6 protein-coding genes and 1 pseudogene are annotated in these 13,795 nt (G+C 37.4%); 4 read left to right on the forward strand and 3 right to left on the reverse strand.

All coding sequences use genetic code 11. The features are described 5' to 3' along the window. Positions 1–28: 28 nt before the first annotated feature. Both OZP13_RS14930 and bioB read left to right on the forward strand, forming a co-directional pair. Positions 29–466, forward strand: coding sequence for a hypothetical protein (locus tag OZP13_RS14930; protein WP_281297681.1), 438 nt, complete (start codon positions 29–31; stop codon positions 464–466). Between the two features lie 101 nt (positions 467–567). Next, positions 568–1,614, forward strand: a pseudogene (bioB, locus tag OZP13_RS14935) (biotin synthase BioB). Positions 1,615–1,692: 78 nt separating this feature from the next. Here the strand turns inward: bioB and OZP13_RS14940 are convergent. After that, positions 1,693–5,862 (reverse strand): DUF8693 domain-containing protein, encoded by a 4,170-nt coding sequence (locus OZP13_RS14940; protein WP_281297682.1) that lies wholly within the window; start codon positions 5,860–5,862, stop codon positions 1,693–1,695. A gap of 435 nt (positions 5,863–6,297) precedes the next feature. Then, on the reverse strand, positions 6,298–9,531 hold the full coding sequence (locus OZP13_RS14945) for a DUF8693 domain-containing protein (RefSeq protein WP_281297683.1): 3,234 nt from the start codon (positions 9,529–9,531) through the stop codon (positions 6,298–6,300). Between the two features lie 231 nt (positions 9,532–9,762). Here OZP13_RS14945 and OZP13_RS14950 point away from each other — a divergent pair, with 231 nt between their 5' ends. Beyond that, positions 9,763–10,239, forward strand: a complete 477-nt coding sequence (locus OZP13_RS14950; protein ID WP_269243718.1) for a regulatory protein RecX — start codon at positions 9,763–9,765, stop codon at positions 10,237–10,239. A gap of 96 nt (positions 10,240–10,335) precedes the next feature. Here the strand turns inward: OZP13_RS14950 and OZP13_RS14955 are convergent, their stop codons facing one another. Further along, on the reverse strand, positions 10,336–12,156 hold the full coding sequence (locus tag OZP13_RS14955; protein WP_269240921.1) for a TonB-dependent receptor plug domain-containing protein: 1,821 nt from the start codon (positions 12,154–12,156) through the stop codon (positions 10,336–10,338). A gap of 73 nt (positions 12,157–12,229) precedes the next feature. Here OZP13_RS14955 and OZP13_RS14960 point away from each other — a divergent pair, with 73 nt between their 5' ends. Then, the gene (locus OZP13_RS14960; protein WP_281297684.1) at positions 12,230–13,732 is read left to right on the forward strand and encodes an aminotransferase-like domain-containing protein; all 1,503 of its coding nucleotides are present in this window, start codon (positions 12,230–12,232) and stop codon (positions 13,730–13,732) included. Positions 13,733–13,795: the final 63 nt, after the last annotated feature.

Genomic DNA, 13,795 nt, shown 5'->3' on the forward strand with positions numbered 1-13,795 from the left:
TAGTTTTTAACCTTTAAAAACCAATAGCATGAAAATATCAAAAGAAGTTTTCAATGGAGCCACGATCTTCGTTGGAATTAGTGTTTATTTTTTATTAATGAACGCTTTGGGATTTGCAGACATGTTTTACTTACGTCTCTTCAATATTGTATTCGTTTATTATGGCGTTAACAAAACAATTCAAATGAATGTTGCCGAAGGGAAAAAGACTTTTGTTTACAATGCCGTTTCGGCAATGATGACCTCACTTGTAGGCGTGGTATTAAGTATTGCCGGATTGATTGTTTACAGTTACATGCAAGGCGGGGACAACTATGTACAATCCTTGTCGGAAACCTTCTTGTTTGGCGGAAACCCCTCCGTCGAAACCTATAGCATCAGTTTGTTGTTTGAAGGAGTTGCCTCTTCGATAATCGTCACTTTGTTTGCCATGTTGTATTGGAACAATCGATTTACGGCAGATTAGTGCTCAATTCATAAAATGTAGTATTGAATCTGTTTTTCAGCAACACATCTTTGTCGATTGGAACAATTTGACTGCTTTTGACGCACCAAAAAATCACATAGATGAGCATCACAAGACACGACTGGACGAAAGAAGAAATAATCGCCATTTACAATAAACTCTTGATGGAATTGCTATATGAAGCAGCCACCATTCACAGGCAACATCACGATCCAAATGTAGTTCAAATATCTACTTTAATATCGCTTAAAACAGGAGGTTGCTCTGAAGATTGCGGTTATTGTCCGCAAGCAAAAAGATACCACACTTCCATCAAGACCAACGATTTAATGACTGTAAGCGAAGTCAAAGAACAAGCAACAAAAGCAAAAGAAAATGGTTCGTCACGAGTTTGCATGGGAGCCGCTTGGCGAAACGTGAAAGACGGCGAAGATTTTGACCAAGTGCTGGAAATGGTTCGTACCATCAACAAAATGGACATGGAAGTGTGTTGCACACTAGGAATGATTACCGAAAATCAAGCACAACATTGACACTTCCGTAGAATATTATAAAGAAGTAATTTCGACTCGTGGATTTGAAGACCGTTTGGAGACCATCGCGAATGTACGTAAAACCAATATTACCGTTTGTAGCGGTGGAATTATCGGGATGGGAGAAAGCCTTGAAGACCGAGCAGGAATGCTAATAGCACTTTCGACCTTGGATCCTCAGCCGGAATCCGTGCCAATTAACGCCTTGGTTCCCGTTGAAGGAACGCCTCTTGAGGACGAAAAACCCGTTGAAATCTGGGAAATGATTCGAATGGTAGCCACAACTCGAATTGTTATGCCGGCAACTCAAGTTCGTCTTTCGGCAGGAAGGGTAAACTGGAGTCGCGAAGGTCAGGCCATGTGCTTTTTGGCTGGAGCCAATTCCATTTTTCAGGCGACAAATTGCTTACCACTCCTAATAATGACCTTGACGAAGACATGAAAATATTCGAAATTTTGGGATTAAAAAACCAACAACCTTTCGAAAAGACTTATAAAAGCGTATCTGTTGAAGCTGCCGATTCCAAGTTTCCTCCTCTTGGCGAAAAACCAAAATGGTCTCGCCCAGGACACTCGATTGAAAGAAATCTGGAAGCCAGCACAAAAGGAAAATAGCATCTCAATTTTTCATCTAAAAAAATCCCGTTCAGTTTATAATTTCTGAACGGGATTTTTTATGCTCTATGTTGTCGACTAGTAAATAATTTTATCGGTAACCATCTTGCCGTTTTGCAAAATCGTTTTCACGACCAAAACTTGATGACTTGAAACAAAATCAGTTATTAATAATTCGCTATCATTCACGTTGTCTTTTTTATAAATCTGTTTTCCAGACAAATCGTAAAACTCTACTTTATCAATCGTTTCGACAAAGGAATTAATTTTTATTTGTTTGTTTTTAACCGAAACAACAACTTGATTAACAGTTGCGTCAAAGTCATTTGTCGCCAGTGTTTTATCGGAATATTTCAATACAAACCGATCGTCAAAAGTTCCTGCTGCAGTGTCAAAAGTGTACTTTCCGTTTTTTAAATTAAAAACCGTATTGTTCAACTTGTCTTCTAAAAACACCGATTGATTAGCCAAAACACCATCAACTTGGCCAATATTTATGCTAAATGTTCCGCTTATTGTTGTTCGGTAACCTAAAGGCACTTGGTCATTTTCGTCAAATGGCAAGGCACGACCTTGAATGGTCAAATTCTTGTCTTGATTTATACTGTAAAAATCAACGAACTCGTTGCCATCAAAACTTACTCCGTCAAAACGGCCGTCATAGTCGTTAGTCGCATTGGTTACATAACCCACCAAGGTTTGTTTGAAAGCCCCTTTTGTATTAGTCATATTTAACCATATACGATTTTTTTCTATAGAACTTGCTACTTTTCCTTTAGGATTTCTAGTTTTGAAAAACTGGGAATTATCTAATACTGCTCCACCTGAACTTAACCTCATAGAATTGTTAAACACAATCTCATTAGTTCCTGAAATGGCAACTTTACTTAAAGCCAAGAAACCTTGTCCAGAAGCTATTTTACCATTCGGTATAGTACCTCCAGTTGATGCAGCTGTTCCCAAACCAACACCAACACCCCCAACGGCATTATAAGAGGCATAATCATCTGAGGTAAATGCATAAGCACCAGTTCCAAGACTAGCATTACTTGCATTTGCTGCTTGAATAGCCGTATTATGGGTCCAAAAATAAAGTGTTCCATCCAAAACTCCTGAATTATAATCTAAAAAAGCATCAGCATCCAAAGCCGATGGATAAGGATTTCCTATTAGATAAGAACTATCAGCAAGTACACTTGTAATTTTTTGAATACCATTATTAACTTTTCCTCTAAAAACCACCTCTGATGGATTATTACCAAAAGGCCCACTAGTAGGTGTTGGAACCATGACTATATACCCTTTTCCTGGAGTCATTGTGCTTGCAAACGACCAATCATTTCCATCATCATCAAGTCCATCATTATTTGCATCCAAAAAATTGGCCGGTAGGTATTCATAGGAATAACCTGTGTTCCATCCAAGAAAAGTACTGGCGATGTTCGTAGAAACAACAGGAGTTGACCAATACGTATAATCATACTTTTTAAAAGGAGTCGTAAATCTATGAATATTGGTGGTTCCTGAATTAGTAACTATCCCTGAATCATTTACCATCACTAAAGACCCTTTATCTAATACATCTAAAGTCCCATTTACCGTTAAATCATTCTGAATAACTACAAATTTTCCTTCCTCGACAGTCAATGTTGAACCTAAATTAATGATTACACTACAAGCATTCAAATCTCCATTAGAAGAAGTACTGTAATCGGCATTGATGATGACCAAATCATTACTTGTTGGCACACCAATTGGCGACCAACTTCCATTCCAAGTTTTGGTAACGAATTCTAAAGTTACACTTGTTGCTGTTGAGGTACCACAAGCGTTAGTGGTGGTAACATCATAAGTGCCTGCTGATAAATTTGAAAAGACTCCCGTTGCATTTGTTACTGCTGCAACTACCGGGTTCGTCCCGGTAACCGTATAGGTAATTCCTGTAGCTGCTAATGGCGTATTAACCGTAATCGTACCCGTTGAAACGGAGCAGGTAGGTTGTGTAGGAGTAACTGTTGGAGCTGAAGATAATGTATTTGTTGATCCAATAACTATTGGAGTGCTTACCGGACATCCCACAGCATCAGCATAATTCAAAGTATAGGTTCCAGAATCTAATGCTGTTCTATTTAAAGTAGTCGCTCCATATAACCAAGAAACATCCAAAACATTGACATTAACAGGGACATTTGCTCCTGATTGATACAAATCGATTGTTTTGGAATAAACTAAATTATTGGAAACATCGAAGAGTTCTAACAGCATATTTTGTCCTCGTTCTTGGCAACAATCAGTACGATTAAAAATTCTTAAATAATCAATATTTTTTCCGGATTTAAGGTCTATTTGAACCCAATCATTTATTCCATTAGCACCATGCCACATATTGCCATTAGTTGCTGGAATACCATCATTAACTTCGGAAGCTGGATAATCAGAAGAATAAGTAGAAGAAGCTGTTGCCTCAGCACCTCCAGAAGAAAGTGCTACATTGGTTCCTGTAAATATTTCAAAAGCTTGAATTTCGGCCACTTGTTGACTTGCAGCGTATTTTTGAGTCAATTTAACATATCTTACATTAGTAAGTCCTCCTGAAAAAACAGGCGAAATACTACCATTATTAGATATAGGACAAGTTTCATCAACTTTGTTTGGAGTGATTGTTACTCCGATTACAGTAAGAGATTTAGTCACAGATGAAGTACAACTACCAAAGTTCTTTGTATAAACCACTTTAACAGTTCCTGATGAAACACCAGTAACAACCCCACCGCTTGTAATTGTAGCACTTCCCGTTTCGTTTACAATAGACCAAGTCCCACCAGAATCAGAATTGGTAAAAGCAGGTGTCGTTGAATTAACACACACTGAAGTTGCTCCTCCTGAAATGGCTGCAATAGAATTATAACCCACTTTAGTAAATGTATATACATTTGAATTAACACTTGTTCCGCAGTAATTATTCGAACGTACTCGACAATAATAGGTAGCTCCATTTGTTAAACCAACAAATTCGTATGACCAAACATTCCCCATATCTTTATTTTGATAACCAGGCAAATAATTTGTAAAACCACTATCTGTTGCCACATCTAAAAAATATTTATCCATAGTTTTATTATCCCATTGAATAATATAACTAGTACAAGTGGCATATATATTGGTTATAGTAGTTGCATTAGCCGCTGGATACATATATGAAACATTTGAAACATTGTTTGCAGTGATGTTATTGGAGCAGCTTGATGAGGCAAGTTTATCGACTCTGATAGTTGTACTTGCAGTTGCATTTACAATAGCTACATTTGCTGTAAAAGTACCTGAACCTGCAGTAGTAACAGTCATAGGAGCTGTATAGGATGTTGAATTACCGTTATAACCCAAACTGTAAGTTACTGTGTAATTGCCTACTGGCAAAGACGCAGGAGTAGCTGTAATCGTTGCCGTCGCAACATTATCCGTCTTACAAGCAGGAGTAGCTGAAACACTAGTAATACTATATGTTGGACAAGTCCAAGATAAAATTACCTGTCCATTACCTCCACCTCCACTTGAACTACCATTTTCTCCTCTTTCACCACCTCCACCTCCAGGAAAAGAACCATTTATTCCATCATTATTTTTACTTCCACCATTTCCACCTTTTCCACCTCCTGTTGTGCCTCCAGCACCTCCAGCACCTCCATTATTATCACTAGTGTTAGAACCTGCTCCACCTGCTAATGATTTGCCACCTGCACCTCCTCCTCCTGCGCCCCCATTACCACCTGTACTAGACCCACCATTTCCTCCATTAAATTTTATAGCACCCGTGCTTGCAGAAGCCAAACCACCTGTTCCTGAATTAGCACCTCCCTTACCTCCTTTTGCAATAACTAGACTACCAAAACTAGAATCTTCACCATCACCACCAGTACCTACAGTTGCTCCTGCGCCAACTTTAATGGTGTAATTACCTCCTGATATTACTGTTAGACTATTACTTCCTGCAAAAGCTCCACCTCCTCCAGCTTTGTCATCTGGATTAGATCCTCCACCTCCAGAACCCCAAGCCTGCACATTTAAAGTTGTTACACCAGCAGGAACATTAAAAGTATAAGTTCCAGGTGTACTAAAAGTTTGAGATTGCCCAAAAGAAACCAAAGGCATTATAGAAACAAACAAAACCATCAACAACAAACGAATTGATATTGATGGTTTTGATGACAATGCGGTATTTTTTATTGAACTTAAGTAGGATTTATTCATAATTTTGTATTGTACTTTTTTAAATCGGGGCTGAATTCTATACTTTGAAATTCGATGGGGCGAGCAAAGTAGTTTTCAAGGCGCAAAATTAGTTTTTATTAGTCGAGATGAATAAAAAACCCGATGAAGTACAATTTTTATCGTTATTCTACTATTTTATGACTGGATGATTCGTTTTTCTTAGCAAAAAACTTGAAATTAACCAAAAAAACACGTTTTGAAATGCCTCCACAAAAAACCTTAACAACTTAATTAACAGCTAATATAGATTGCGGGATGAAAAACCGACTTATAGAATTTTTTAAGAGAAAAATTTAATTACAACACTATTTTTTTTAATAAATCAAGCGCAGTAGAGATGAATAATTGCTCTCGCTGCGCTCGATATGACAATTTTATTATACTAAAATCGAATTAATACTTAACACCTATTTTTTATTGTTTGATGACGATTTTTTTACTGGTTTCGCCTTTCGTAGTTTTGACTTTTACAATATAAATTTCGGAATTTATATTGTTCATTGGAATCTGGATATTGGCTTGTTCTCCTTCTTTTATATCCCAACAGCTAATTTTTTGACCTGACATATTGAATAAGGTTACCGAATTTACTACTGCATCCTCTACATTATTTCTGATAATTAGTGTTTTATGATTATTTGAATATAGGACAACAATTCCATCGCTTGCATCCATTTCGTCAACACTTAATGTTTTGTCTGATGGTTTATACTTCAAAACAAAACGATTGTCAAAAGTTCCTGCTTCCGTCTCAAAAGTATAATTTCCGTTTTTTAAATTAAAAACCGTATTGGTCAACTTGTCTTCTAAAAACACCGATTGATTAGCCAAAACACCATCAACTTGACCAATATTTATGCTAAATGTTCCGCTTATTGTTGTTCGGTAACCTAAAGGCACTTGGTCATTTTCGTCAAATGGCAAGGCACGACCTTGAATGGTCAAATTCTTGTCTTGATTTATACTGTAAAAATCAACGAACTCGTTGCCATCAAAACTTACTCCGTCAAAACGGCCGTCATAGTCGTTAGTCGCATTGGTTACATAACCCACCAAGGTTTGTTTGAAAGCCCCTTTTGTATTAGTCATATTTAACCATATACGATTTTTTTCTATAGAACTTGCTACTTTTCCTTTAGGATTTCTAGTTTTGAAAAACTGGGAATTATCTAATACTGCTCCACCTGAACTTAACCTCATAGAATTGTTAAACACAATCTCATTAGTTCCTGAAATGGCAACTTTACTTAAAGCGAAGAAACCTTGTCCAGAAGCTATTTTACCATTCGGTATAGCACCTCCAGTTGATGCAGCTGTTCCCGAACCTACACCAACACCCCCAACGGCATTATAAGAGGCATAATCATCTGAGGTAAATGCATAAGCGCCAGTCCCAAGACTAGCATTACTTGCATTTGCTGCTTGAATAGCCGTATTATGGGTCCAAAAATAAAGTGTTCCATCCAAAACTCCTGAATTATAATCTAAAAAAGCATCAGCATCCAAAGCCGATGGATAAGGATTTCCTATTAGATAAGAACTATCAGCAAGTACACTTGTAATTTTTTGAATACCATTATTAACTTTTCCACTAAAAACCACCTCTGATGGATTATTCGCAAAAGGACCACTTGCAATAGGTGTTGGAACCATGACTATATACCCTTTTCCTGGAGTCATTGTGCTTGCAAACGACCAATCATTTCCATCATCATCAAGTCCATCATTATTTGCATCCAAAAAATTGGCCGGTAGGTATTCATAGGAATAACCTGTGTTCCATCCAAGAAAAGTACTGGCAATGTTCGTAGAAACAACAGGAGTTGACCAATATGTATAATCATACTTCTTAAAAGGAGTCGTAAATCTATGAATATTGGTGGTTCCTGAATTAGTAACTATCCCTGAATCATTTACCATCACCAAAGATCCTTTATCTAATACATCTAAAGTCCCATTTACCGTTAAATCATTCTGAATAACTACAAATTTTCCTTCCTCGACAGTCAATGTTGAACCTAAATTAATAATTAGACTACAAGCATTCAAATCTCCATTAGAAGAAGTACTGTAATCGGCATTGATAATAACCAAATCATTACTCGTAGGCGCACCCGCAGGTGACCAACTTCCATTCCAAGTTTTGGTTGACAAAGTATTTATTGTAACATTGGCAACAGCAGAGATACAACCTGAAGAATTTTTAGCAGAAATCGTATGTGAAGATCCCTGGGCTAATCCAGAATAAACTAAAGTTGTCGAAAAAACACCGCCATCAAAACTATAGGTTTCTCCAGCAACTCCAGTTATTGTTATCGTAGCAGTGGTAATTGCGCAACTGGGCTGTGTTATTGCAATTGTTGGAGTGTTTGGCAATGCGTTTATTGTTACCCTGGCTGTAGAGTCGCCAAAGCCAGTTGTTCTAACACAACCTTTTGCATCGGTAATTGAAACCAAAGTATAATGCGTTGTAACTATAGGATTAGGAAGCACATTAAAAGTAGTTGAGTCATCATTTGCAATAGTCACTGACGCAGTGGCATTGGTAGTATCATTTCTATATATCAAAGTATAAGGATATACCCCTGAACCATTATTGGCATCAAATGTCAAGGTTGTCTGCTCTCCTACACAAAAAGAAGAACCGCTAAATCCATTTGTAACATTGTTTACTAATGAGGCAACAACAACTGTTGCTGTTTGTGTGCAACCATTACTGTTCCTGTAAGTTATTACACTTGTTCCTTCCGAAACTCCCGTTACCACACCTGAACTGCTTACTGTTGCCACAGAAGTTGTGGCCGATGTCCAAGGTGTTGTGGCGTTGGCCGTAGCAGAGCCTGTTAAATTGGTAGTCGATCCTTCACAAACATTCAAATTACCTGTTATGGTTGGCAATGGATTTACGGTTGCAACAACAGCTTTACGCTGCGTCGTAAATAATCCTACTGTAGCATCAGCATAATAAGTAGTTGTAGTTGATATTATAGGTGTCGTGTATGTGTTGCTACTTCCTAAAGTTCCCGTTTGTAAAAGATTGCCACCACTTGCTGCATCATACCATTTAATCGTTGCCGATGCTGATGGAATTGCTGTGGCCGTAAAAGAAAAACTTCCAGAACCACAAACAGATGCTGAAGCAGGAGAAATATTAACAATGTTATAACCTCCGCTAACCATTACTTCATTAAAAGTCGGAATCGTACTTCCTCCTCCAGCACATACGGCTACTTCAACTGAACCGATAAAAATAGAATTATTATTACTGCAATCTCCTAATAAACCACCCGTGCTTACTTGAATAAGAGTATTAGAAGGCAATATTATCTTAGATTTTTTATCAAATAGAATTGAACCTGAAGGCGATACAACAATAAGTGATGTTGTATTTATTGTATGAGAACTATCTGGCAATAAAACCAATTGTCCATATATCGTAAAAGTTGAAATAGTTACTGGCGTACTAATCATGGTTACAGTTGATCCAGTTGGTATTACAACATCATCAGATGATGAAGGCACTCCGCTTGGTGACCAGTTAGCAGCTGTATTCCAATTACCTGATGTTGCATTATAAGTTTTTGTCACTGCAAAAACCACAGTTTGAACCAAAACTAAAAAAAAAGTAAGAAGTATTTTTTTTACCATAACCTTTATATTTTTAAAATATGCTAAACCCACATAATTCAAAAAGATAAAAACGTAGGTTGTGTACAAATCAACCACTTATCAGTAATAGCTCAAAATTTTTTCGTTAAAATACCCATTTATCTGTTATACAACTATCATGCAGGGATTAAAATGGTGTTATTTGAAAGTCCAATTAAAAACCCGAAATTTGGATTTTGGTTGCCAAATCATTTCAAACAACACCAACTCATGAAAGACGTTTTCTCCATAAAAGAAGCCATTCAAAAAATAGAATATTTTTGTGCCTATCAAGAACGTTGTCACGATGAAGTGGTTTCGAAGTTGCGCTCGATGAAAATGTATTCAGAAGAAATCGACCAAATAATGGTACATCTCATCTCAGAGAATTTTCTCAACGAAGAACGCTTTGCCCGCAGTTTCGCCAGAGGAAAACACCGCATCAAACATTGGGGGAAAATCAGGATTGTCAACGAATTGAAGTCTAAAAACATCTCGCAAACCCTCATCAATATTTCACTCAAGGAAATCACTCCTGAGGAATATTTGGAAACTTTTCATACATTGGCCGAAAGGCATTGGGAATCCATTCGAGAGAAAAATGTGTTGAAAAAGCGAAAGAAATTCTGTGATTATATGCTTCGACGCGGGTTTGAAAGCAACTTGGTTTATGAAAAAGTGAAGGAGTTGGAAAATAGTGGTCAGTAATCAGTTTTTGAGTGTTCATTCCCAAGGAATTCCCAAATCATTATATAAAAAAGTCCCGCTTTTTATAGCGGGACTTTAGTATTAAAGAGTGATCAACTATCTAAAATTATAGCGAATTCCAAACAATAAATTTCCTTTTGGCATTGGAACAAAATTCGTTTCGGTATATTCTGCATTGAAAATATTATTGGCGAATAAAGAAAATTCGAATGCCTTTAAAGTATAAGCAGCACCTAAATCGACAACCGAGTACGAATCGCCATTTGTTCTTTCAGCATAGCGATATAAAATCGAATTGGTAAAGTTTTTCAAGAATTGCATATAGTAACTCCCCACCACTTGATGCTTCATTGAATTGACAGAATATTGCGAAAAATTATAGCTGCTTTGTTTTACTTGGTCTTCTATCAAGGAATAGCCCAACTGTAATTTCTGGTTAAACGAATTAATTGGAAATGTATAATCGAGTTGTGTTTCAAAACCTTTAGTGGTCACATCCTGAATATTCTGCGGTTGCCAAGGATCTGTATTCTGCATTTTCACGTAATCAATCAATCGATTGGAGTCGCGATTGAAGACTGCTACGGAGGCATTAAACCGTGTCGTATTCCATTTCAAGCCTATTTCTTGCGAAAATGCTTTCTCTGGTTCCAATTCAGGATTCCCTATTGTGGTTGGCGATTTATAATTCAAATCGGTAAACGTTGGAACTCTATAGGTGTAACCCAAATTACCATAAACCCTTAGATTGTCTAGCACTTGATACCCAATATCAATTCCTGGAAAAGCAAAAAATTTGAAGTCCGAAAAATAAGTTACAGCCACTCCCGGCGTGATATCTATCTTGTTATTAAACAATTCGAGGCGATGTTCCAAAAAGAGAGTACTCACAAAACGGTTGTTGTCTCCGAGGTTATTGCTCGAAAGATATACTTTGGCAGTTTCTATTCCAAAACCCGTAATCCCAATATTTGAAGTGTACGATCCATTTAATTCGGCAGCAATTTTGTTTGAAATGTGCAGATTTCGGTAAATGGAAGGATTGTTTCTAACAAAAACATATTCGTCTTCATTTCGTCTCCAATAGACCCTTGGCTTCCAAGTAAAATTCCCCTTTTTGATCACTGTCGAAAAACCTATCAAACTCGCCATCGTTTCCTCATATTGATTAATGGCGGCCGGCGAAGCATAAAATCCGTTGGCACCAAAATTTCTATCCGAAAGAGAAATCAACATCGCAATGGGCAAATTCTTCTTGTTGAAAGTACTTTTCAAAACAAAATTTTGATTGTCGAAATCGGTGTTGAAACGATAGCCTTCGGATGTATTTTTGGAATAATGAATGATATGACTACTTTCGTCCAAATTAATTCCCGCGGTAACGGCAGCATTAAATTGATTGTAGGAACCGCCCTGAACGCTCAAGGAAACATCCGTGTCTGGCACATCTTTTGTGATGATGTTGATGGCGCCATTAAAAGCGTTTTGGCCAAATATACGAGCGGCAGGACCTTTTATAATTTCGATTCTTTTGATGACTTCAATAGGCAAAGCGAGATTCATCGTGTGATGTCCCGTTTGGGCATCATCTACTTTGATACCATCTACCAGCAGTAAAGTTTGGTCAAAACTTCCACCACGAATGTACAAATCGGCTTGCGTACCATTGGTTCCGCGACGTCTTATGTCGATACCTGCAATTTGCTGTAAAGCATCAGCAACATTGGTAACTCCCGCCTTTTTCATATCTTCAGCAGTAATCAACTGAATCGTTCTGGAGTTTTTGCTGAAAGGCAAATCAATCCTTGTAGAAGAAATAATGACTTCTTGCAAGGAATCTATCTTTGGTTTGTTTTCCTGTGCGGTTGCTATCAAAGAAGAGATAAATAAGGAAACTAAAAAGTATTTGTTTTTCATATGGCTGTTAAATTATTTTAAAACGCTGCAAAAGTCGTAACTTTCCGGACTATTAAAATAGTCCAGTTTTAAAATGATAGATAGTCCGGTCAATGCGTTGTTAAAAGAACTTCTCCACTTTGATAAATCAAGTGCCAGTTCGGTATATATCCAAATTTCCCAACAAATCATCAACGCCATTCAGCGTGGTTATTTGGCAGAAGGCACTTTGTTGCCCGGAACCAGAATCTTTAGTCAATTACTGCATATTCACAGAAACACGGCCGTGGCAGTCTATGACGAATTGGCTTCTCAAGGTTGGGTCGAAATAATGGCCAATAGAGGCACTTTTGTATTGGTTCCTGAACAAAAAACAGCTTCCATAAAAGCGGGTTCGAACCGAATAGGAGACCTTAATAGTTTTGCCGAAGCAACCGGATTTCCATTTCAAACCTCTTTTAATTTATCATCGACACAAGAATTTTCGGAAGCAAAATACGAATTAAATGATGGGCAACCTGATTTGAGGTTGCATCCCATTCACGAGTTTTCCAAATGGTATGGTGCTTCGATGAAACGGAAATCACTGATTTCAAACTGGAATTACAATAAAAAAACAAGGTATTCGGTTTTTGAAAACCAATTGTGTAATTATTTGAATGCCACAAGGGGACTTCACATTAAACCCGAAAACGTCATCAGCACCAGAAGCACCGAAATGAGTTTGTACATTATTTCGCAACTTTTAATTCGCCAAAAAGATGTGGTTCTGGTTGGGGATTTGAGTAATTATGCCGCCAATATGATTTTTCAACAAGCGGGAGCGATTATCAAAAAAATTCCTGTTGACGAACAAGGTTTAGATGTGGACTATATTAAAAACCATTTTGCGAAAGGCGACATTCGCTGTGTTTATCTTTGCGCTAATCGCAATTATCCGACTACTGTTTCATTAAGTGTAGAACGTCGTTTAAAACTCTTGCAGCTTGCGAAAGAATACCAGTTTGCCATAATAGAAGATGATTATGATTATGATTTTCAGTTTGAAGGCGTGGCAATGCAACCAATGGCAAGTGCAAATGCCGATGGAATGGTAATCTATTTGGGAAAGCTTGGACAATCATTATTTCCAAGTTTCCAAACAGGCTTTGTAGTCGCCCCTGAAAATTTAATTTCAGAAGCCAAAAACTATTTGCAAATGCTGGATCGGCAAGGCGATTTAATCCGGGAACAAATGTTGTCCGAATTGATTTATGAAGGCGAAATTCATCGATTACTCAAAAAAAACATCCTAGTTTATAAGCGGAGACGCGATTTTTTGTGCCTATGTTTGGAAGAAAATTTCAAAGACACTATCCGTTTTAAAAAGCCAACGGGTGGTTTGGCATTATGGTTAGAGTTTATTACTGAGATTCCTTTGGTCCAACTTTCAGAGCAAGCATTAAAACACGATTTGTTTTTACCCAAAACCATTCTTTATCAAGACAAAGACACTTGTGCGATCCGTTTGGGTTTTGGTCATTTGAATGAAGAAGAAATAGAAATTCTGGTAAAGAAATTGAGACAGACTTATGATGTGGTGACTAGTCCTAAATAATCAAAACACATTAGCACACAAATTTAAATAAACGAAGCAGCCGGAATAAAATTATTGTTTATA

Source organism: Flavobacterium limnophilum, assembly GCF_027111315.2.
In the GTDB taxonomy this organism is placed as follows: domain Bacteria; phylum Bacteroidota; class Bacteroidia; order Flavobacteriales; family Flavobacteriaceae; genus Flavobacterium; species Flavobacterium limnophilum.